The organism is Clostridium sp. CAG:265, from assembly GCF_000436575.1.
Lineage (GTDB): Bacteria > Bacillota > Clostridia > Clostridiales > Clostridiaceae > Clostridium > Clostridium lentum.
Window position 1 is genome coordinate 77,583 of the sequence record NZ_FR886611.1, and the last position, 22,808, is coordinate 100,390.

Consider the following 22,808-nt stretch of genomic DNA (forward strand, 5'->3'; position numbering starts at 1 on the left):
TATCGAATAAAGTTTAATATAACTTAAATAGGCATGGTAATATTCTATAAATATATAAGAATTTAATCTGTACTGTTAATTGTATTGACCAATAATATTTAATTTTTGCAATAACAGAGTAGTTCATATAAAAGAATGAAATGATATTATAATTTCACAATTGATAAAAAGACCTCATATAATGAAATATAGCATTACATGGAGTTGAAGTGTGTGATATACGCGCTAATTTTAGCAGGGGGAAAAGGCACTAGGTTATATCCTTTATCAAGAATGAATAAACCGAAGCAATTTTTAAAAGTTATAAATAACAAAAGTTTTTTAGAAAATACAGTTGAAAGAATTACTCCCTTAATTAATAAGGATAATATCTATGTGGTAACTAATACTGATTATTTAGATAAAATAAAAAAAGAGTTATCATATATTAATTCTGACAATATATTCACAGAACCTTCAAATAAGGAAACTGCTACATGCATTGGGTTATCAGCAGTGAAATTATTGAAAAAGGATAATAATGCAGTAATGGTGGTGTTACCTTCTGATCATCATATAAAGGGTGAAAAGGAGTATACAGACACTTTATTAGAGGCTATTGAATTGGCCAATAGACGTAGGGGAATAGTAACTATAGGAATTACACCTACAAGACCTGAAACAGGATATGGTTATATAGAAATGGGGGACAGGCTCCAGTCATCAGCTGGTGCTTATAAAATATCTAGATTTACAGAAAAACCTAATATTGAAGTAGCTAAGGATTTCTTGCTTAAGGAAACTTATCTTTGGAATTCAGGCATATTTGTTTTTAGAGCTGATGTTATCTTAAGGGAAATGGAAAAATATCTACCTAAGATATATAAATCATTAATGGAAATATATACACACATAGGAGAAGATGACGAAGAAGAGGTCATTAAGGAACAATATAATTTAATTGATGGAATATCTATTGATTTTGGAATTATGCAAAAGACAAGAAAAGCATATGTCATTAAAGGCAATTTTTATTGGGATGATATCGGTACTTTTAATGCCTTAAGTAGATATTTAAATAAGTGTAGTGGAAATGAAATAAGTAAAAATGTATATGTACAGGAATGTGAAAATTGCTCTATCTTTGGTGATAAAAATTTAATCATAGGTTTTGGCGTCAAGGATTTAGTGATAGTTGATGCTGGTGATGTTATTTTGGTAATGGATAAAAACAAGGATCAAGAAATTAAACATCTATTAAATGATTTAAATGAAAATGTTGATTACGGAAGCTATATTTAGCTTCCGTTTTTTATGGTAATACAAAAGTTAAATTAACATAACATAAATTATAATATTATATTTTTACTTTTATTTTATGATAGAATTAATACTATAAAAAATGTAGTAGATAGGAGACAATTATAATGGCAAAGCTTACATTACAAGAGTTAGAATCAACACTTTGGCAATGTGCTGATATTCTTAGAGGAGAATTAACTGGTGCAGAGTACAAAGATTATATATTTGGAATGTTATTTTTAAAGAGATTAAATGATGAATTTGATGAAGAAAGAGAAGCTAGAAAAAAAGAGTTCCTAGAAGATGGTCTTGAAGAAGATGAAATAGAAGAACTTTTAGAAGATGCTAGTATTTATGAAACTTTCTTTGTTCCAGAACAAGCAAGATGGTCAAAGCTTAAAGATTTAACTTTAAATATAGGACCTGAATTAGATAAGGCATTTAAAGCAATTGAAGATGAACCTAAAAATTCAGAGCTTGTTAGTGTTTTAAGTACAACTAACTACAATGATAAAGAAAAGGTTCCAGATAAGAAATTATCTCAACTTTTAATATTATTTAATAGCATTAATTTAGCTAATTCAAATTTGGAATCAGAAGATATGCTTGGAGATGCTTATCAATATTTAATTAAACAATTTGCAGACCAAGGTGGTAAGAAGGGTGGAGAATTCTATACCCCTACGGAAGTAGTTAAGATTATTACTAATATCTTAAAACCTCAAGAAGGAGATAGAATTTATGACCCAACTTGTGGTTCTGGTGGTATGCTTATTCAAAGTATAGAATATGTTAAAAAGCATGGTGGAAATCCTAAAAATTTAAGTCTTTTTGGTCAAGAAATAAATCTTTCTACATGGGCAATATGTAAGATGAATATGTTATTCCATGGAGCTAAAGGAGCAGATATTCAAAAGGGTGATACTATAAGAGAACCTAAGCATACAGAAGGTGGAGCATTAAAGGTATTCGATAAGGTACTTGCGAATCCACCATTTTCTTTAAAGAACTGGGGAGTAGAAGAAGCAAAACATGATGCTTTCCATAGATTTAGTTATGGAATCCCACCAAAGTCTTATGGAGATTTAGCTTTTGTTGAGCATATGTTATCTAGTTTAAATATGAAAGGTAAGATGGTATCAGTTGTTCCACATGGAGTTTTATTTAGAGGTTCTGCTGAATGTAAGATAAGAAAAGGATTTATTAATGATGATTTAATAGAAGCTGTAATTGGTTTGCCTCAAAACATTTTCTATGGAACAGGTATACCTGCTGCTATATTAGTTCTTAACAAGGCTAAGTCAGAAGAAAGAAAAGGTAAGATTTTATTTATTGATGGTAGCAATGATTTTGTTAAAGATGGAAATAAGAATAAGCTTAGAGATGAAGATATAGAAAAAATAGTATCCACATTTGATGCTTTTGAAGATGTGGAAAAGTATGCAACTGTTGTGGATATTGAAACCATTAAAGAAAATGACTGCAATTTAAATATTAGTAGATATGTTGATACTACTGAAGAAGAAGAACAAGTTGATATTCAAAAAGTTTTAGGAGAAATTGTTGAGCTTGAAAAGAAAGAAGCAGAAACTAAGGAAAAGCTTAATGGATATTTAAAAGAGCTTGGTTTTGATGTACTGTAAGGTGGTGATTTAGTGAAGAAGGTTAGAGATAAATATAAGATGACGGAACTTGGGGAGATACCTAGTGAATGGCATATAGAAGTTTTAGGTGAATGTTCAAATGTAACTAAATTAGCTGGATTTGAGTTTACTGAGTATATCGAGTATATTGATGATGGAGAAATAATAGCTTTAAGAGCATTAAATTTAAAAAATGGTAAATTGAATTTAGAAGATATAAAGAAAATAGATAAAAAGGTTTCAGAAAGTTTAACTAGGTCTAAATTATATATAAATGATGTATTATTTTCGTACGTAGGAACTGTTGGGGAAGTTGCATTAATAGAAGAAAATGATAAGTTTCACTTAGCTCCTAATGTTGCTAAATTAACATTTAATGACTCAGTAGTGCCTAAATTTGCTTTACAGTATTTGATGAGTTCTAATATGCGAAATGAAATCAATAGATATGTTACAACAACTTCGCAACCAGCATTATCGATGGAGAATATAAGAAAATTAAAAATTATAGTTCCTAAAAAAGAAGAACAAGAAAAAATATCTTTTATTCTTTCAACTGTAGATGAGCAAATTGATAATGTTGATGCTCTTATTGAAAAAAATAAAGAATTAAAAAAGGGTTTAATGCAAACTTTATTTACTAAAGGAATTGGACATACAAAGTTTAAGAACACTGAGATTGGAGAAATTCCTGAGGAGTGGGATGTTAAAAAGATTGGAGATATATGTGAAGTTAAAGGTGGAAAAAGACTTCCTAAGGGATATCAATTAGAAGATGAAGATAATGCTTTCCCGTATATAAGAGTGGCTGATATGTATATGGGGGGGATAAGACAAGATGACATTAAATATGTACCTAAGGATATTGTTGATAAGATTAAAAATTATAAAATTTCAAAAGATGATTTATTTATATCAGTTGCAGGTACATTAGGTATAGTGGGGCAAGTTCCATATGAATTGGATGGAGCAAACTTAACGGAAAATGCAGATAAACTATGTAATATACAAATAAACAAGTTGTATTTGATGAAGGTATTACAATCTAATATTGTACAAAGTATAATTGAAGCAGAGCAAACTAAGAGTGCACAACCGAAGTTAGCTTTAACAAGAATAAAAGAGTTTTTAATTCCAGTTCCAAGTGATATAGAACAAGTAAAGATAGCATCAATATTAATGGAAGTCGATGAAAAGATAGGACAATATAAAAATAAGAAACAAAAGTTAGAAGAACTTAAAAAAGGTTTAATGCAACAATTATTAACAGGAATGATAAGAGTTACAGTATAAAAGAAATTTATAAATATATAAGACAACATAAAGAGAGGATATTTAATGAGAGAGTTTAATGTAATAACTGAATTTAAGAATAGTATTAATGCAAATAATATTGAAATTTATATTTATAAAATGAGAGTAAGGGATTTTGAAAATAAACATAATGAAAATTATGATATAGTTAAGGAATTAATTAAGCTAAATAACAATCCTACTATAATTTTCTATGAACAATATATTGCTTCATTTATTGAAATACAAAATTGGGGTAGTGAGAAATATATTGATGTAGAGAAGAGAATTATAACTTTAGATAGTAATGAAAAAAAGATATTGGAAAGATTACTATTAAAAGAAATAAAAGATAGTATAGATAAAGAAAAATATAAGGTTATTAAAAATTCAATTTATATTAACAAACCAGTATATTATGAAAAAGGAATAAAGATAGATAGATATTTTAATTTTGACATTAATATAAATTGTAATAATGAGATTATTATAGGCTTTGATGCAAAACATATTTTTGAATATATAAATACACTAGAGTGTGAGATAAAGAATGATAATGTAAAAATAGGAGATAAGGTTAAAGATTATTTTTATAATTTAACTTATGAATATGTTGGCATAGCTCCATTTACTATAAGTGAAGCTAATGAATATATGGGATGTTCTATAATAGATTATTATGAAAACAAAAATCAAGGTTATATAGTAAATAAGCTACCAAAAGATATGAAAGCTGTATTAGTAAAAAACAATAAAAATAGTATATTTCCTTACATACCAAGTAGATTAAAGAAAGTATGTAGATTTGAGAATTTACCACAAAATGTACTTAAAGATTTTAATAATAGAGTTAAGCAAAAAACAAATGAAAAGATGCAGTTTATGGTTAGTGAAGTTATAAATATAGTTAAAAATAGTGAGCATATAAATGTAGAAAAGATAAATATGTTGTGTGGTAATATTGGATACAAGCTTAAGGATTTACAACATCCAGATTTATTATTTGGAAACTCTAGAGCTCAAAAGTATCCTTTATATGGTCTTAAAAATTTTGGAGTTTATGAAAATAAAACAATTGAAATAAAATATTTTATAGATCCGATATTAGCTAAAAATAACATAAATTTAAAAAAGGTGATAAAGTTTTGTGATGAGCTTGAATGTTTTTCTAATATGTTAGGAGTAAAATTAGATAGGGTAAAGCTTAAGGATAAGGTTAATTTTAAAGAAATAAAAATTGATAATGAAGATATATTCAGTTATGAATTAAAGAAAATAGCGTCTAATTACAATGAAACCACTATAGTTATTTTAAGTGAAGAAAATCTAAGTAAATATTACAATATAATAAAGAAAACATTTAGTGGTGGAAATGAGATTCCAACACAGTGTATTGGATTTGATACTCTTAGTTATAATGAAAAGAATAAAGATAGTATTTTTTTTAATATATTATTAGGTATTTATGCTAAAAGTGGTATACAACCTTGGATTTTAAAAGAAAAGCTAAATTCAGATTGTTTTATAGGTTTAGATGTAAGTAGAGAAAATAAAGTTAATAAAGCAGGAGTTATTCAGGTTGTAGGCAAGGATGGTAAAGTATTAAAAACAAAAGTTATTTCAGCATCACAAAGTGGTGAAAAGATAAAGTTGGAAACATTAAAAGAGATAGTTTTTGAAGCTGTAGGTTCATACGAAAATGCATATGGATGTAGACCTAAGCATATTACTTTTCATAGAGATGGAATAAGTAGAGAAGAACTTGAAAACTTAAAAAATACTATGAATAATTTAGGAATAGAATTTGATTATATTGAAATAACTAAAGGTATTAATAGAAGAATAGCAACAATATCGGATGATAAGCAGTGGAAAACAGTTATGGGAAGATGCTATTATAAAGATGATTCAGCATTTATTTGTACAACTAAACCATACGAAGGAATGGGCATGGCTCAACCAATAAGAATAAGAAGGGTATTTGGTTCTTTAGATATAGAAAAAATTGTTGAAGATGCATATAAATTAACTTTTATGCATGTTGGTGCAATAAACAAGGTAAGATTACCTATAACAACATATTATGCAGATTTAAGTTCGACTTATGGAAATAGAGATTTAATACCAAGTAACATAGATACAAATTGTTTATATTTTATTTAATATGAAAGAGTCACAGACAAATCTGTGGCTTTTTAATATTAAATAGAAGATTAATAGTTTTTAAAATAGTATATAATTGAGATAATAACTTTATTTATAGGAGAAATTTTTATGAAAAATAAAATAAAAGATATTTGAAATGTACAATAGTATGGCTGAGTCGTCTACAATTCAAGTTGGATTATATCAAAAAATTGCTGAGTTAATAGGAAATGATTTTTCAAAGAAATGGTTTATTGATGATAAATTCAAAGAAGTAAGAGAAGAATATAGAGATGATATTAAAAATAAAGTATCACCTATTAAGATAGAAATAGCAAAATATATAAAGGATAATAGTTTAAATTTTGTAGAAGATCAAAAAAGTGAACTTGAGTTATTAAAAAAAGTTGGTAAAAAGAGTATTGCAGGGGTTATAACTACTAATTATGATTTGTTATTAGAAAATATTTTACTAGGATATAAAACATATATAGGACAAGAAGAATTAATTTTTTCACAACTACAAGGTGTTGGTGAAATATATAAAATACATGGATGTTGTACAAATCCATCTTCAATAGTAATAAATGAAGAGGACTATAAAGAGTTTGATGATAAAAATGCATACTTAGCATCTAAGATACTTACTCTATTTTTAGAACATCCAATAGTATTTATGGGGTACTCTATAGAAGATGAAAATATTAGAAATATATTAAAATCTATAGTTAGATGCTTATCTAAAGAAAATTTAAAAAAGTTAAAGAAAAGATTAATATTCATTGAATGGAGTTCTAATGATGAAAGTGAAATATCATCTCATACATTGAGCTTTGATGATGGAAAAGTAATTGAAATGACTAAAATTAAATTAAATAGATTTGAAGCATTATATGAAGCTATGCTAGAAAATAAAGCTAAATATTCTGCTCCCATATTAAGAAAACTTAAACAAGATATATATGAATTAGTTTTAACTAATGAAGCAACAGAGAAAATGAAAGTTGTAGGATTAACAGAAGATGATAAATTAGAAGATATTGAAGTTGTATTAGGTGTTGGTATACTTTCAGAATTAGGTAAAAAGGGATATGAAACATTTAGTGCAGAAGAAATTTATAATGATATAGTATTTAATCATAAGGATATAAATCCACAAATGATAGTTGAAACAAGTCTACCTAATTTGCTTAAACAGCATAGTAAAAGCATTCCAATATACAAATATATTAAAGAATTTAATGGAGTTTTACCTAGTATAGTAAGCCAGTCAATAAAAACAGAATTTGATGATTTTTTAAATAAAACATTAAAGGAAAGAAGAGAGAGTTTAAATTTAGGAGAGTTTACTATAAAAGATTTAAGAAAAGATTATGGTGATATGAGGTGTTTAGAATATATACCTCTACTTAATAAAGATAAAATATTTATAGAAGAATTGAGTGAATTTTTACAGTATATATTAACAGAATATCCAAAGTTATTAAGTACAGAAGGGAAACAGAGTGATAGAACAAATTTAAAGCGATTAATAAGAATTTATGACTGGATAAAGTATTACAAATAAATTAAAGAGCCCTAATTTAAGCAAGGAACATTCACTTACCTAAATTAGGACCCTTTATAACGATCAGTAAAAAGTACTATATTTTATTAGCGAAATCACCAATAAAATATGCACTATTTATTACATATGCAATTATAATTAAATTATACATTAAATTTGAAAAAAAGCAATAGAAATTAGGGGGATTGGCATGTCGTACTTAGGAAATGAAGAAACCTTAGTAGAGCTACCAGCAATTGAATATTTAGAGAATAAATTAGGCTATAACTTTATTCATGGAAAAGAATTAACTTCTATAAGTGGAGAAAGAGACTCTTTAGCTGATGTTGTATTATCTAAAAGATTAAAAGCTTCATTAAGAAAGCTTAATCCTTGGATGAATGAAGATAATTTAGATAGAGCAATAAGATATATTAGTAGAGCTGATAGTTTAGGAACAGGTTTATTAGAGATAAACGAAAAGATTTATGATGCTCTTGTAGATTTAACTTTTACTGTTGAGCAGGATTTACATGGTGATGGTCAAAAGAAGCATCATACTGTTCATTTTATAGATTGGAAAAATGTTGATAACAATGACTTTTTAGTAGTTCGTCAATTTGAAGTTCAAACTTTAAGTGGAAAATCTATTTTCCCTGATATAGTTATTTTCATAAATGGTATTCCTGTAGTTGTTTTAGAAGCTAAATCTCCTTTCTTAGAAAAAGGAAATAATGAGAGCATTGGAAAAAAACAAGCTTTTGAACAATTAAGAAGATATATGAATGTTAGAGATGAAGCTTTAGGTGAAGGAGCTCCAAGGCTATTTTATAGTAATTTCTTTACTGGAATTTTAAATAGATATAATGCTTATGTTGGAACAATAAGTTCAAAATATAATCATTATTCTCAATGGAAGGACCCACATCCATTTAAGAAAGAAGAGATAGAAAACTATAAAGATTGTGGACAAAACATATTTATTCAAGGATTTTTAGAAAAGACAAATTTACTTGATTTAATGAGAAATTTTATTGTCTTTGAAGCTGATAATGGAACTGTTATTAAAAAGGTTTGTAGATATCAACAGTTTAGAGCTGTTAATAAAGCTATAGATAGAATTGTTAATGGAAAAGATAAGCTTACTAGAGGTGGAGTTGTTTGGCATACTCAAGGTTCTGGTAAGTCTTTAACTATGGTTTTCTTAGCTAGAAAGATAAAGAGAACTAAAGGGTTAACTGATTCTACAATAGTTGTAGTTACAGATAGAATAGATTTAGATAAGCAAATTTATGCAACATTTGATAGAACTTTATCTAAAATAACTACTCCGGTTAGAGCAGATAAAATTGATATTATGAAGAAGCTATTATCTAATCCACAACCACAAATAATAATAACAACTATACAGAAGTTCCAAAATGAAACTGAAGAAAGAGAAGTATTATTTGAAGGTAAAAAAATTAAACAAAAATATGCTGTAGATTATCCTCTTTTAAGTACAAAACAAAATATTATTGTATTGTCTGATGAGGCACATAGAAGCCAATATAAAGACACGGCAGCTAATATGAGAACTGCATTGCCTAATGCTGTTTTTATTGGATTTACAGGTACGCCAATAGATAAAGAAGATAAATCAACACCAAGAACATTTGGTGGGTATATAGATAAATATTCTATTAAAAGTGCAGTTGAAGATGGTGCTACAGTTAAAATTGTTTATGAAGGCAGAAGACCTGATTTACAAGTAGTAGGTGATTCTTTAGAAGAATTATTTGACCAAGAATTTAGTGATAGAACTGAAGAAGAAAAAGAAGCTATAAAAGCAAAGTATGGAACTAAGAAAACTATTGTTGAAAGTGAAGAAAGAATTAACGATATAGTAGTTGATTTACTTAATCATTATAAGGAGCAAATACTTCCAAATGGATTTAAAGCTCAAATAGTATGTGTTTCAAGAGAAGCTTGTGTTAAGTATTATGATGCTTTAAATAAACACATGCCAGAAATATTAGGTGAAGATTTTGAAGCTAAAGTAATATTCTCTGGAGATAATAATGATTTACCACATTTAAAGAAACATTTTACTACAAAAGCAGAGCAAGAAAATCTAATTAATAGATTTAAACAACCTATAAATAAAGATAAACTTTGCTTCTTAATAGTAAAAGATATGCTTTTAACAGGCTTTGATGCTCCAATTGAGCAAGTTATGTATATAGATAGACCACTTAAGGAACATACATTACTTCAAGCTATAGCTAGAGTTAATAGAACTTGTACTAGAGAAGTAGAGGTAACTTTAGAAAGTGGAAAGACCACAAAAGAAAACATTATAAAACAATGTGGATATGTTGTTGATTATTATGGTATTTCCAACTTCTTAGAAGAAGCATTAGCTATTTTTGATAAAGAAGATTTAGGCAAACCTATGGAATCATTAGGTGATTTATATAATGAAATGCTTTCTTATAGAGAAGCTATAATGTCTATGTTTAGAGGAATAAATAAAAATAATTTAGATGAATTAGTTAATAAAATTGAACCGGATGATAAAAGAGCAGAGTTTGAGCTTATGTATAAAAAGTTTTCTGGAGCAGTAGAAAGTTTATTACCTTCTCATGTAGATACAGATATTTTAAATGATTTAAGATGGCTTTCTTATATTAGAGCTGCTGCAAAAGCTAAGTTCAATCCAAGTGATTCTATAGATATTTCTGATTGTGGTGAAAAGGTAAGAGAAATAATAGAGAATCATTTAAAATCTCTTGGAGTTAGGGGATGGATTGAACCTATAACTTTATTTGAAGATAATTTTAAAGCCAAAGTAAATACTCTAAAATCAGATGAAGCACAAGCATCAGCTATGGAACATGCTATAAAGCATATTATTAATGTAAAAATAAAAGAGAATCCTGTTTACTATGAATCCTTATTTGAAAGACTTCAAAGAATTTTGGATGAAACTAAAAATGACTGGATTGCAAGAAAGAAGCAACTAGAAGAGTTTATTAAAAATGATGTTGAAACAGGAGCTTCTAATAAAGCTAATGATTTAGGACTTGATGAAAAGGAGTTTGCTTTCTTTGAAGTTATTAGAAAGTATTTAGAAGATGATGCAAATGAATTTAAACTTAAAGAAGAAGAGGCAACATATATTAGCGATGAAACAATGGAAATTTCCAAGGAAATAGCGAAAGATGTCAAAGCTGTAGTTAAAGATAATTATGTTATTGATTGGGTAACTAATCAAAGTAAAACTAATGATATTCAAAGAGCTATTAAGCTTATGATAATTAAGAAGTATGCTAAGAGAATTCCTAGAGATGTTAGGGAAAAGATAATGGAACCATTATTAAATTTAGCTAAGATACATTTTGATGTATTAAATTAAAGAGGCGATAAAAATATGAAGTACAGTGTTAAGTACGGAACTAAAAATATAGAATTCAATGTTGAATTTAAGAATAGAAAAACAATGAGTATTTCTGTTGAGCCACCTAAGAAAATTACTGTAGTGGCTCCGGTAGGTACCAGTGAGAAAGAAATTAAGGAATCTGTTAAGTCTAAAGGAGCTTGGATAGTTCAAAAGCTTTTTGAGTTTAGAAATATTGAGAGTAAAAGAGTTAATAGAGAGTTTGTAAATGGAGAATCTTTTATTTATTTAGGAAGAAATTATTCTCTACAAATTCATGTAGATGAAAATTTACAGAATGGATCAAGTGTTAAATTATTTAGAGGAAAATTTCATGTTTATGTTAAAGAAAAGAATGATGAATTAATAAAAAAAGCCATGGAAGCTTGGTATAGGGAAAAAACTGATGAACAGGTAAAGAAAAGAATTAAATATTATCAGAAGTTCTTCAATAAAAAGCCAAGTGCCATAAAGGTTAAAGAACAAAAGAAAAGATGGGCTAGTTGCACTTCTAATAATGAACTTTTATTTAATTGGAGATGTGTAATGGCTAAATCTACAGCTCTTGATTATATAATTGTTCATGAGATGTGTCATATGTATTATATGAATCATTCACAAGAGTTTTGGGATTTAGTTTCTTCTGTAATGGCTGATTATGAAGTAAGAAAAGAATGGCTTAGGGATTATGGGATAAAAATGGATTTATAATTAAATATAAATCTAAAGATTACAGAAGGGGATTAGGATTTTATGATAAAAACAATTAAGAATTTTGTTTGCGAAGGAATTATAGTAGCCATAATAGTTGGTGTAATTTTAGATTATAAGAATATACCATCTTCTTTATTATTTTATTGATGATAGCAATGATTTTGTTAATTAAAGAATTAAAAATAGCATTAATATTAAATTATTAACTATAATTATTAGAAAATATAGCAACAATAATTCTAAGAAAAATTAGTTTTATGAAAAGAACTTACATTAACTGATATTGCATGGTTAGAATTTACTCCATTAATGGATAGTAAAATTAGTAAAGATAAAGTAATAGAGTTAAGTACAGATATTAGTGATAAAGATGTGAAAAACCAATGTCAAACTATTTTATTATCATTGGCATTAAAATTTAATATTGAAATTAGTGATGAATTAGGAAGGAAGATACGTATGTCACCATTAGGGCAAAAGATATTTAATGAAGGAATTGAAGAAGGAAAAATTGAAAAACAAAGAGAAATAGCAAGAAATTTACTAGATGTATTAAATGACCAAATGATTGCAAAAAAATGTGATTTATCATTAGAAGAAGTAAAGCAGCTTAGAAAAGAATATGAGAATAAGAAATAGGATATGGACATAGATTTTTCTATGACCATATCTTATTTTATTTATTAAGCTGATAATTCTCCAGAATAACCTTGAGATAAAAATCTAGGTGAAGTAAGTTTTATTCCAATGGCGCCTATAGGAGCTGTAATTAATACGCTTAATATGGCTAAAGCTTGCATTATTTCTCCACCAGCTATACCCATTTGTAGTGGAATACCAGCTTTGGCAGATTGAACAGTTGCTTTAGGAAGATAAGCTACTACACAAAAGATTCTTTCTTTTATACTTAAATTTGTACCTATCAATGAAATAAGGACACCTATGGAGCGAATACTTAAGGAAATCATAAGCATAATAACTCCAATCCAGATATATTCACCTACTAAAGTAGGGTTTATGGCCATTCCTACAAAAGCAAAGAGATATAGTTTGCCGTACTTCCATACAACATTAATTTTATCTTGTATATTCTTAGCAGTATCACCTAAATATGTTCTTAAAAAGAAACCATAAATCATAATTGTTAATAATGAATTAAAACCTCCTAAATGAAAATAGTTTTCCACAAATCTTATTAAAAGACAAAGAGAAAATGTGGATAATACTCTTATGTTTTGTGAATTAATATTTTTTAATAAGGCTTTAGTGGCTAATGATAAAATCCAGCCAATAAAAATACTGATAATAATAGTTAAAGGAATAGAAATAAGTTCATTAATAATAGAAACAGATTCACCATTTATACCTGCAAAATAAATGCTGATAAAAGTAGTAAACAGTGTTATGGCTACAGTGTCATCAGCAGATGCTCCAACTAAAAGCATTTGAGGAATAGCTTTATCCTGTCCTATTTTTCTATTTATCAAATCTACCATGGAAGGAACTAAAACAGCTGGACTTACAGCTGCAATAATAAATCCAAGTATGGCACCTTGTACAAAGGTGAATTTTAAAAATATGGTTGCTAAAAAAGCAATGGTCAATCCTTCTAATGTGGCAGGAACAACACTTAATAATATTGCAGGGCGTCCAATTTGCTTCATTTGCTTTAAGCTTATGCCAAGTCCGCCAATGAAAAGTACAGTAACTAAGGCAATATCCTTTAATGTAGGAGCTATATTTAAAGTTGCTTTTGGCACAAGATTAAGAAAAGAAGGACCTATAATCATTCCAATAAGAATCATGCCTATAAGAGAAGGTAATTTTAATTTTTCAGCTAGCTTTCCGCTAAAATGTGCTAAGAATCCTATTAAAATTAAGCTTAAAATAATTAGTATAATTTTAGTTAACATAAGAAACCTCCAGTTTAAAATAATAAAAAAAGCTAATGAATTCCACAACAAAAAAAGTTGTAGAAGTCATCAGCTATTACGCAGTTTTGATATTAATCAAGGGAGAACTTCATTCCCTACGTTAATGAATTATATCAAAATCTATCTTAGTATTCAATATATAAATAAGAAGTAAAAATAGAGGAAATATATGTAAAAAATATAGAGATATGGTATTATATACATATAAGTAAGAGGTAAATGGAGGAGAAATAATGAAAAAGGTTATATTAGCAGCAGTTATAGGAATATCAGCAATGTCTTTTGTTTCCTGTGGAAATACTGAAGTAAATGAAGATAATATTAAAAATAAATATAATGTTGATGAATATGTTGAAAAGGGAGCCACTGTAGAAAAATATTTGCCATCAGGTTCAGTAGTTATGAAGGATTCTAAAGGAACGAAGTTTTATTTAGGTAAAGATAGTTCCTATAAAGTAGCATTAAATGATGAGGGCATAATACTACCATATGTGGATGTAAATGATAATGTTTATTATTTTGATAGTTCGGTAAAAGCTTTACCAGAAGGCTTTGAAAGGTCAGGAAGAATAAGTAGTTATGGTGGGAGTGAAAATTTAGTGAAAAGTGATATTAAGGATAGTTATTCTTTTATTCAGAGTTTAACAGTATATAGTAATCCAAAAGAAAAAGATCTTATATATACACAATATAGAGGTGAAGATACCTATGATGTATGGAAAGTTTATGAAGAGCTATAATTAATCTAAGATTAAAAATAATATTATGGAAAATAAAGTCATAAAAAGTGTAGAATAGAGGGAAGTAAATTAATGAGTAAGATTTTTTTAGTGGATTGTGAAAATGAATTTAATGATGATTTTATAGAGCTGTATAATGCTAGAAAAGGAGATGAAGTACATTTTTTTATATCTCCAAATGCCCATAAGATAGATGGATATTTAATGAATAAACTAAAGGAAAAGCAAATAAAGTATTGGTTTGAAGAATGTGTAGTTGATGAAGATAATGATATGGGGAAATGCCTTATAGCCTTTTTAGGAGTTATGATATCTAGGTATCCCTTAAGTGGATGTGAATTTTATATTGTTTCTAATGATAAAGGATATGAAAATCCTGTTACCTTTATAAAAAATACCATTAGAGGAAATTATGAAGTCAATTATATTAATACATTTAAGGTAAGAAATAAGGATATAGAAACAGCTATAACTGAAATTCCTGAGATAGTTTTAGAATAATATAGCAATGATACACATATAATTTTAAAAATAACATAAGCACAAAATATTTATGATTTTAAAAGGGAGTAGTTTAAATTATAGCATCAACAATCCCGGCATTGCCTGGTGCTATAAGCCACCTAATGGTAACGAGACTTTTAATATAATTCTTAAAAAATAAGAATTATATTAAAGGTCTTTTTTATTTATTTAAAAATATTATTTAATAAATATTGGAGGAATTACATGGAAAAATTATATGGTAAGGATAGGAAAACTATCTTAAGGGAATTTCAAACTACGGAAAAGGGTTTATCAGATAATGAAGTAAGAAATAGAAAGGATATATTTGGTGATAATGCATTAAAGGAAAAAAAGAGAAAAGGCATTTTAAAAGTATTCCTTAATCAATTTAAGGATTTATTGGTAGGCATATTAATAGTTGCTGGAATTATATCTATAATTACCGATAATGTTGAAAGTACTTTAGTTATTTTTGTAGTAATACTTCTAAATGCAATTCTAGGAACTGTGCAATATTTTAAAGCAGAACAGTCATTAGAAGCATTAAAATCACTTACAGCAGCAAAATGCAGGGTTATAAGAAATGGAGTGAAGCAGGAGATATTATCTAAAGATATTGTGCCAGGAGATATTTTGTTTTTAGAGGCAGGGGATCTTATTGCAGCAGATGGTAGAATAATAGAAAATCATTCATTGCAAGTAAATGAAAGCTCTCTTACAGGAGAATCTTTAGCTGTTGAAAAAAGTGTAGAGGTACTTAGTGATGGGGAAATACCATTAAGTGAACGAAAAAATATGGTCTTTGGAGGAACATTAGTAACTTATGGACGAGCAATAGCTGTAGTAACTGCCACTGGTATGGATTCAGAGTTAGGAAAGATAGCAAATTTAATGGAAAATACTAAAGCAAAAGAAACACCATTGCAAAAGTCATTAGATAAGTTTAGTGGAAAGTTAGCTATAATAATAATTACCATATGTATTATAGTATTTGTTTTAGAAATATATAGAAATGAAAGTATATTAAATGCATTGATGTTTGCTGTAGCATTGGCTGTGGCGGCAATTCCAGAAGCGCTAAGCTCAATAGTAACGATTGTATTAGCTTTAGGAACAGAAAAAATGGCAAAAGAAAATGCCATAATTAAAGATTTAAAAGCAGTTGAAGGATTAGGAGCAGTTTCAGTAATATGTTCCGATAAGACAGGAACACTTACACAAAATAAGATGACTGTACAAAAGGTTTATATAGATAATAATCTTATTGAAGGACGAGAGCTTAAAAAAGATAATTTAGCACATACATTCTTAATTAATAATGCCCTTCTTTGCAATGATTCAGTAACAGTAGAGGGTAAAGAAATTGGTGACCCTACAGAAGTTGCTTTAGTAAATTTAGGTGAAGAACTTCATTTAGATGAACTGGTTATACGTGAAAAGTATCAGCGAATTTCTGAAATACCTTTTGATTCAGATAGGAAACTAATGAGTACGGTAAATATAGTAAATAATAAGAGCGTATTATTTACTAAAGGTGCGTTAGATGCATTAATTAATAAAGTTAATTATTTGACTACTTCTGATGGTGTAAGAAGGTTAAGTGATGAAGAAAGAAAGAAAATAATACTTGTAAATAAGCAATTATCAGAACAGGGGCTTAGGATTTTAGCCTTTGCTTATAAAGAATTGCAAGATAGAGAAGAAATAACAAAGGAAGATGAAAATGATTATGTATTTACAGGGCTTATTTCTATGATAGATCCACCAAGATTAGAAAGTAAAGATGCTGTTTATAAATGTATAATGGCAGGAATTAAACCAGTTATGATCACAGGTGATAATAAAGTTACAGCAGTGGCTATTGCTAAGGAAATTGGTATAATGTCAAAAGATGATATAGCTATTGAAGGACTTGAAATTGATAAATTAAATGATGAACAGTTAAAAGATAAAGTGAAAAATATAGCTGTTTATGCCAGAGTTTCTCCGGAACATAAAATTAGAATTGTTAGAGCTTGGCAGGCACTAGGAGAAATTGTAGCAATGACAGGTGATGGAGTTAATGATGCTCCTGCACTAAAGCAAGCAGATATAGGAGTGGCAATGGGCATAACAGGAACAGAAGTATCCAAGGATGCAGCCTCTGTAATACTAACAGATGATAATTTTTCAACCATAGTTAAGGCAGTTGAAAATGGAAGAAATATATATAACAATATCAAAAATTCTATAAAGTTTTTATTATCAGGAAATCTTTCAGCCATAATAGCTGTTCTATATTCAGCTATAATTAATTTGCCTATGCCTTTTGCAGCAGTACACCTATTATTTATAAATTTATTAACTGATAGTATGCCAGCTATAGCTATTGGAATGGAAAAAAGTAATGGTAATTTATTAAGGGAGAAACCAAGAGGTAGAAGTGAAAGTATTTTAAATAAAGAATTATTAAAAATAGTAGCATTTGAAGGTATTATAATATCTATTTTTACGATAATATCTTTTTATGGTGGAAACCCTCATTTAAATCCTAAAGCGGCATCTACCATGGCATTTTCAACATTATGTCTTGCAAGATTATTTCATGGATTTAATTGCAGAGGAAATAAATCTATTTTTAAATTAGGAATTACCACAAATATATATACTATATTTGCATTTTGCATAGGAGTGCTTTTATTAAGTATAGTTTTGTTTATGCCACCTTTAAAGCAAGTTTTTAATGTTGTGTCATTAAGGGGTAATCAGTATTTGTTATTAATATTTTGTGCAATTATGCCTACAGTAATTATACAATTGTTAAAAATAATAGTTTTGTATAAAAAAGTTCAAAATAAGTAATAAGGAAGCCCAGAAGTTTATGGGCTTCCTTATTAATATATAATAATTTTTTAATCATTATTTTAAAAGGAAATACTAGTAGTAACAATTTTTTTAAAAAATATATAAAATTGTTGACAATAGAAGGTAACAAGCATAATATATAAATATAAACATATGAACAATTATTCATATGAAAAAAGAGGTGCAGTTATGGAAAATAATGAAAGAAAAATTGAAAGTTGTAATGGAAATATAATTCATGAAGATATTGTAGTAAGAGTTAAAGATCAATTACCAGCAGAAGAAACACTATATGATTTAGCAGAGCTTTTTAAAGTTTTTGGAGATACAACAAGGATTAAGATAATATGTGCACTATTTGAATCAGAAATGTGTGTATGTGATTTATCTTGTCTTTTAAATATGACTCAATCAGCTATTTCTCATCAACTTAGAGTTTTAAAGTCAGCTAGATTAGTTAAGTTTAGAAGAGAAGGAAAAGTGGTTTATTATTCATTAGACGATGAGCATATAAAACACATATATGATGCAGGATTAAATCATATAAGCGAATAAAGGGGAGGATGGTTATGGAAAACAAAGAAGAATTGCAATTGACTTTAGAAGGATTAAATTGTGCTAATTGTGCAAGGAAGATTGAAGAAAAAGTTGGCAAGATGGAAGGAGTAAAAGAAAGTAATTTAAATTTTACAACTACAACATTAAATGTAAAGCTAGAAAGAAAAGTTAAGGAAGAGCATGCCATAAATGAAATTAAAAAGATAGTTGAAGCATTAGAACCTCATGTTAAAGTAGAAAAAAAGGTCTCTGGAAAAACAAATGTACAAAGGGCAAAATTTGAAGTAAAACCAACCCTTATAATTGGTACAATATTATATTTAATTGCTGTAATTGGTGATTTCCAAGGAACCTTAGGATTAATATTATTTGGAGCTAGTTATTTATTAATAGGTGGAGAAGTTGTTCTTACAGCAATTAAGAATATAGCCAAAGGACAGGTATTTGATGAAAACTTTTTAATGACTGTGGCAACTATAGGAGCATTTACTATCAATCAATATCCAGAAGCTGTAGCAGTAATGTTATTTTATGAAATAGGAGAAACTATTCAAGGGTATGCTGTTAATAAATCTAGAAGTTCTATATCATCACTTATGGATATAAGAGCTGATTATGCAAATATTATTATAAATGGAAAAGAAAAAAAAGTATCACCTGAAACAGTGAAGGTTGAAGATGTGATTTTAGTTAAACCAGGAGAAAAAGTTCCTTTAGATGGTGTTGTTATTGAAGGGGAAAGTTTTATTGATACTTCTGCACTTACAGGAGAATCAGTTCCAAGAAAAATAGTGCCTAATGATGAAATATTATCAGGCGGAATAAATACCAGTGGTTTATTAAAGGTAAAAGTAACTAAAAAGTTTGGTGAATCTACAGTTTCAAGAATATTAGAGATGGTAGAGAATGCAGCAAGTAAAAAAGCTGATACAGAAAAGTTTATCACTAAATTTGCCAAAGTTTATACACCTATAGTAGTAGTTTTAGCAATATTAATTGCTGTGATTCCTTCAATATTTATAAAAGATGCTTTATTTTCAACTTGGCTTTATAGAGCATTGGTATTTCTTGTTGTTTCTTGTCCATGTGCTTTAGTTGTTTCAGTACCTTTAGGCTTCTTTGCAGGTATAGGTGGAGCTTCAAAAAAAGGTGTACTAGTTAAAGGTAGTAACTATTTAGAACTATTAAAAGATTTAGAAACTGTTGTATTCGATAAGACTGGTACTTTAACAGAAGGAGTATTTAGTGTTGCAGAAATAAATACTAATGGCATTGATAAAGAAAAACTTATTGAAGTAGCAGCTATGGCTGAAAGTTTTTCTAATCATCCAATAGCTATTTCTATCATAAAAGAATATGGTAAAGAAATAGATAAGGAAGTTATAAAAGAGTATAAAGAAATATCAGGACGTGGAATAAAAGCTGTAATAAATAATGAAGAAGTGCTTGTAGGGAATTCAAAGTTAATGAATGAATTTAACATTTTATATAATGAAGTAGATTCAATAGGAACAGTAGTATATTGTGCTATAAATGGAGAATTTAAAGGTAGTATAGTGATTTCAGATAAGATTAAGGAGAATGCAGTTGAAGCTTTAATAAATCTAAAGAAAGCTGGAGTTAAAAAGACAGTAATGCTTACAGGTGATAATAAAAAGACGGCATACAAGGTTGGAGAAAAGATTAATATTGATGAAGTTCATTCAGAGTTACTACCATTAGATAAAGTAAAAGAAGTAGAAGAAATTATGAAAAGATCTAATAAGAATGGTAAACTTGCTTTTGTAGGTGATGGAGTAAATGATGCACCTGTACTTGCAAGAGCAGATATAGGTATTGCCATGGGAGGGATTGGATCAGATGCAGCTATTGAAGCAGCAGATATAGTATTAATGAAAGATGATATAAATGCTTTAGTAGATGCAATAAATGTGTCAAAGAAAACTAATAAAATATTATGGCAAAATATAGTTTTTGCACTGGGAATAAAGATATTAGTTATGGTACTTGGAACATTTGGCATAGCTAATATGTGGACAGCAGTATTTGCAGATGTAGGAGTAACCATAATTGCCATAATTAACTCTACTAGATGCTTTCGATAAATATTGACAAAAATCATCAACTTAACTATAATAAAGAAAGTCGAGAACATTTTAGGCATAGGGATGCATACAAAATTATTTTGTATCTTTATATAGAGCCGTTTGTTTAGGCATTTGGCTTTATATTTAGCTAGGGAGACTTATGTATAACGGATCTGCTACGTTATACATAAGTCTTTATTTTTATAATATATATTTAAAAAATGCTTAAAATAAGCTTATAGAAATAGTTGAGTTAATTGTTGGTTAAATTTTGAAAATGTATGAGGGAATATAGATTTAGAAAAAAAAGTATGTTATTATATTATCAAAGTATTTAAAGTTATGGGAGATACAGGGTAATAGAAAATATATTTTTAGGATAATTAAATTATCATGATGTTAGGTAAAATATAGGAAAGTGAGAGAATATACTATGGAAAAGAAGAAAAATGTTTCTATGGCAGTAATAAAAAGAATGCCAAAATACTATAGATATTTAGGAGAACTTGTCAAAAATGATGTTGATAGGATATCTTCAAAAGAATTAGGTGAAAAAATAGGTTTTACTGCTTCTCAAATAAGACAGGATTTAAATAACTTCGGAGATTTTGGTCAACAAGGTTATGGATATAATGTAAAAGAGTTGCATAATCAAATAGGAACTATTCTTGGTGTAGGAAAAGAATATAATGCAGTACTTATTGGAGCAGGAAATATAGGGCAGGCAATAGCAAATTATAGTAGATTTACAGATATAGGTCTTGGAATAACAGCAATTTTTGATGCAAATCCAAAACTAGTAGGTATGAGAATAAGAGATGTTGAAATAAAAGATATAGATGAACTTAAAGAATATCTAGAAGAAAATAATATAGATATGGGAATTCTTTGTGTTCCTAGAATAAATGCACAAAGAGTATGTGATGTTTTGGTAAATGGTGGAGTTAAAGGCATATGGAACTTTGCACCAATAGATCTTCATGTACCAGAAACTGTTAAGGTAGAAAATGTTCATTTATCTGAAAGTTTATTAACTTTAGTTTATCAGATGAATAAATAAGAAATCATAGAAAAGATCAATAGTAATATTGTTCTTTTTTTTATGTTAGTGAATGGAAAATAAAGTTGCAAATGTAAAAAAAAGTTATTATAATTAGAGTGTAATTAAGAATTAAATTAAGATTCACTTTATAAAAGGTATAAATTTTTTTGTTGATATTTGTTATATAATTAACAAATAGTATGTGGGATTGATGTATAGGGAGGCAACTATGGAATTTAATAATGTTCTTTTAGAAAAAGAGGGTAATATTGCTATTGTAACAATAAACAGACCTAAAGCTTTAAATGCTTTAAACTCTGAAACTTTAAAAGAGTTAAATGTAGTGATAGAAGATTTAGAAAATGATAAAGAGATTTACTGTGTAATTTTAACTGGTTCAGGAGAAAAATCCTTTGTTGCTGGTGCTGACATTTCAGAAATGAAAGATCTTGATTCAAAAGGTGGAAAGGAGTTTGGGTTACTAGGTAATAAAGTATTTAGAAGACTTGAAAATTTAGATAAACCTGTCATAGCAGCAATTTCAGGATTTGCTTTAGGAGGAGGATGTGAACTTGCAATGGCATGTGATATAAGAATTGCATCTGAAAAAGCTAAGTTTGCGCAACCTGAGGCAGGACTTGGTATAACTCCTGGGTTTGGTGGAACTCAAAGACTTCCAAGACTTGTTGGTGAAGGAAAGGCAAAGGAATTAATCTATACGTGTGTAATGGTAAAAGCTGATGAAGCATTAGCAATAGGATTAGTAAATAAAGTTGTGCCTTTAGATAAATTAATGGATGAAGCAAGAACTATGGCTAAAGCTATATGTTCCAATGCACCAATAGCTGTTAAAACATGTAAGGATGCTATAAATAGAGGTATGCAAGTGGATATAGATAAGGCTATAGAAATAGAGGCAGGGGATTTCGGAAGCTGCTTTGATTCTTTAGATCAAAAAGAAGGAATGAGTGCATTTCTAGAAAGAAGAGAAAAGAATTTCCAAAATAAATAATAATTTGTTTTAAATAAATGTGTTTAAGTATGTATAAGGGCAAT

The 22,808-nt window shown here is 28.1% G+C and carries 16 protein-coding genes and 1 riboswitch; of the genes, 15 read left to right on the forward strand and 1 reads right to left on the reverse strand.

The annotated features are described in order from the left end of the window. Positions 1–213 precede the first annotated feature (213 nt). From Q5O29_RS05955 to Q5O29_RS05990, 8 genes are all read left to right on the forward strand, one after another. Positions 214–1,281: a mannose-1-phosphate guanylyltransferase gene (locus Q5O29_RS05955; protein ID WP_022212060.1), complete on the forward strand. Its 1,068-nt coding sequence runs from the start codon at positions 214–216 to the stop codon at positions 1,279–1,281. A 125-nt stretch (positions 1,282–1,406) separates the two neighbouring features. Beyond that, the gene (locus Q5O29_RS05960; RefSeq protein ID WP_022212061.1) at positions 1,407–2,924 is read left to right on the forward strand and encodes a type I restriction-modification system subunit M; all 1,518 of its coding nucleotides are present in this window, start codon (positions 1,407–1,409) and stop codon (positions 2,922–2,924) included. Between the two features lie 12 nt (positions 2,925–2,936). Then, positions 2,937–4,217 (forward strand): restriction endonuclease subunit S, encoded by a 1,281-nt coding sequence (locus Q5O29_RS05965; protein ID WP_022212062.1) that lies wholly within the window; start codon positions 2,937–2,939, stop codon positions 4,215–4,217. A 45-nt stretch (positions 4,218–4,262) separates the two neighbouring features. After that, positions 4,263–6,380 carry a Piwi domain-containing protein gene (locus Q5O29_RS05970; protein ID WP_022212063.1) on the forward strand — a complete coding sequence of 706 codons (2,118 nt, stop codon included), beginning with the start codon at positions 4,263–4,265 and terminating at the stop codon, positions 6,378–6,380. Positions 6,381–6,519: 139 nt separating this feature from the next. Continuing rightward, positions 6,520–7,929: an SIR2 family protein gene (locus Q5O29_RS05975; RefSeq protein ID WP_022212064.1), complete on the forward strand. Its 1,410-nt coding sequence runs from the start codon at positions 6,520–6,522 to the stop codon at positions 7,927–7,929. Positions 7,930–8,119: 190 nt separating this feature from the next. Next, positions 8,120–11,305, forward strand: coding sequence for a type I restriction endonuclease subunit R (locus tag Q5O29_RS05980; RefSeq protein WP_022212065.1), 3,186 nt, complete (start codon positions 8,120–8,122; stop codon positions 11,303–11,305). Positions 11,306–11,320: 15 nt separating this feature from the next. Further along, on the forward strand, positions 11,321–12,037 hold the full coding sequence (locus tag Q5O29_RS05985) for a M48 family metallopeptidase (RefSeq protein WP_022212066.1): 717 nt from the start codon (positions 11,321–11,323) through the stop codon (positions 12,035–12,037). Between the two features lie 312 nt (positions 12,038–12,349). Next, on the forward strand, positions 12,350–12,679 hold the full coding sequence (locus tag Q5O29_RS05990) for a hypothetical protein (RefSeq protein WP_022167282.1): 330 nt from the start codon (positions 12,350–12,352) through the stop codon (positions 12,677–12,679). Between the two features lie 44 nt (positions 12,680–12,723). Here Q5O29_RS05990 and Q5O29_RS05995 read toward each other — a convergent pair whose 3' ends face one another. Then, positions 12,724–13,953 carry a cation:proton antiporter gene (locus Q5O29_RS05995; RefSeq protein ID WP_022212068.1) on the reverse strand — a complete coding sequence of 410 codons (1,230 nt, stop codon included), beginning with the start codon at positions 13,951–13,953 and terminating at the stop codon, positions 12,724–12,726. A 53-nt stretch (positions 13,954–14,006) separates the two neighbouring features. Continuing rightward, positions 14,007–14,079, reverse strand: a riboswitch (Fluoride riboswitch). A 128-nt stretch (positions 14,080–14,207) separates the two neighbouring features. Between Q5O29_RS05995 and Q5O29_RS06000 the strand changes: the two genes are divergently transcribed. The 7 genes from Q5O29_RS06000 to Q5O29_RS06030 all read left to right on the forward strand — a co-directional run bounded on the left by Q5O29_RS06000 (position 14,208) and on the right by Q5O29_RS06030 (position 22,764). After that, entirely contained in the window at positions 14,208–14,714 is a 507-nt protein-coding gene (locus Q5O29_RS06000; RefSeq protein ID WP_022212069.1) for a hypothetical protein, read from the forward strand. Between the two features lie 72 nt (positions 14,715–14,786). Continuing rightward, positions 14,787–15,215, forward strand: coding sequence for a PIN domain-containing protein (locus Q5O29_RS06005; RefSeq protein ID WP_022212070.1), 429 nt, complete (start codon positions 14,787–14,789; stop codon positions 15,213–15,215). Between the two features lie 228 nt (positions 15,216–15,443). Further along, positions 15,444–18,062, forward strand: a complete 2,619-nt coding sequence (locus Q5O29_RS06010; protein ID WP_022212071.1) for a calcium-translocating P-type ATPase, PMCA-type — start codon at positions 15,444–15,446, stop codon at positions 18,060–18,062. A 192-nt stretch (positions 18,063–18,254) separates the two neighbouring features. Then, a complete protein-coding gene (locus Q5O29_RS06015; protein WP_022166629.1) occupies positions 18,255–18,620 on the forward strand; it encodes a metalloregulator ArsR/SmtB family transcription factor in 366 nt (121 codons plus the stop codon). A 14-nt stretch (positions 18,621–18,634) separates the two neighbouring features. Beyond that, positions 18,635–20,728, forward strand: coding sequence for a heavy metal translocating P-type ATPase (locus tag Q5O29_RS06020; RefSeq protein ID WP_022212072.1), 2,094 nt, complete (start codon positions 18,635–18,637; stop codon positions 20,726–20,728). A gap of 415 nt (positions 20,729–21,143) precedes the next feature. Further along, on the forward strand, positions 21,144–21,770 hold the full coding sequence (locus Q5O29_RS06025; protein WP_022212073.1) for a redox-sensing transcriptional repressor Rex: 627 nt from the start codon (positions 21,144–21,146) through the stop codon (positions 21,768–21,770). A 211-nt stretch (positions 21,771–21,981) separates the two neighbouring features. Further along, entirely contained in the window at positions 21,982–22,764 is a 783-nt protein-coding gene (locus tag Q5O29_RS06030) for a short-chain-enoyl-CoA hydratase (RefSeq protein WP_022212074.1), read from the forward strand. Positions 22,765–22,808: the final 44 nt, after the last annotated feature.

Bases quoted from the DNA above. Each gene is read 5' to 3' on its own strand.
- Q5O29_RS05995 (WP_022212068.1), bottom strand. From the start codon at position 13,953: ATGTTAACTAAAATTATACTAATTATTTTAAGCTTAATTTTAATAGGA.
- Q5O29_RS06025 (WP_022212073.1), top strand. From the start codon at position 21,144: ATGGAAAAGAAGAAAAATGTTTCTATGGCAGTAATAAAAAGAATGCCA.
- Q5O29_RS06020 (WP_022212072.1), top strand. From the start codon at position 18,635: ATGGAAAACAAAGAAGAATTGCAATTGACTTTAGAAGGATTAAATTGT.
- Q5O29_RS05980 (WP_022212065.1), top strand. From the start codon at position 8,120: ATGTCGTACTTAGGAAATGAAGAAACCTTAGTAGAGCTACCAGCAATT.
- Q5O29_RS05970 (WP_022212063.1), top strand. From the start codon at position 4,263: ATGAGAGAGTTTAATGTAATAACTGAATTTAAGAATAGTATTAATGCA.
- Q5O29_RS06015 (WP_022166629.1), top strand. From the start codon at position 18,255: ATGGAAAATAATGAAAGAAAAATTGAAAGTTGTAATGGAAATATAATT.
- Q5O29_RS06000 (WP_022212069.1), top strand. From the start codon at position 14,208: ATGAAAAAGGTTATATTAGCAGCAGTTATAGGAATATCAGCAATGTCT.
- Q5O29_RS06010 (WP_022212071.1), top strand. From the start codon at position 15,444: ATGGAAAAATTATATGGTAAGGATAGGAAAACTATCTTAAGGGAATTT.
- Q5O29_RS06030 (WP_022212074.1), top strand. From the start codon at position 21,982: ATGGAATTTAATAATGTTCTTTTAGAAAAAGAGGGTAATATTGCTATT.
- Q5O29_RS05985 (WP_022212066.1), top strand. From the start codon at position 11,321: ATGAAGTACAGTGTTAAGTACGGAACTAAAAATATAGAATTCAATGTT.
- Q5O29_RS05960 (WP_022212061.1), top strand. From the start codon at position 1,407: ATGGCAAAGCTTACATTACAAGAGTTAGAATCAACACTTTGGCAATGT.
- Q5O29_RS05990 (WP_022167282.1), top strand. From the start codon at position 12,350: ATGGATAGTAAAATTAGTAAAGATAAAGTAATAGAGTTAAGTACAGAT.
- Q5O29_RS06005 (WP_022212070.1), top strand. From the start codon at position 14,787: ATGAGTAAGATTTTTTTAGTGGATTGTGAAAATGAATTTAATGATGAT.
- Q5O29_RS05975 (WP_022212064.1), top strand. From the start codon at position 6,520: ATGTACAATAGTATGGCTGAGTCGTCTACAATTCAAGTTGGATTATAT.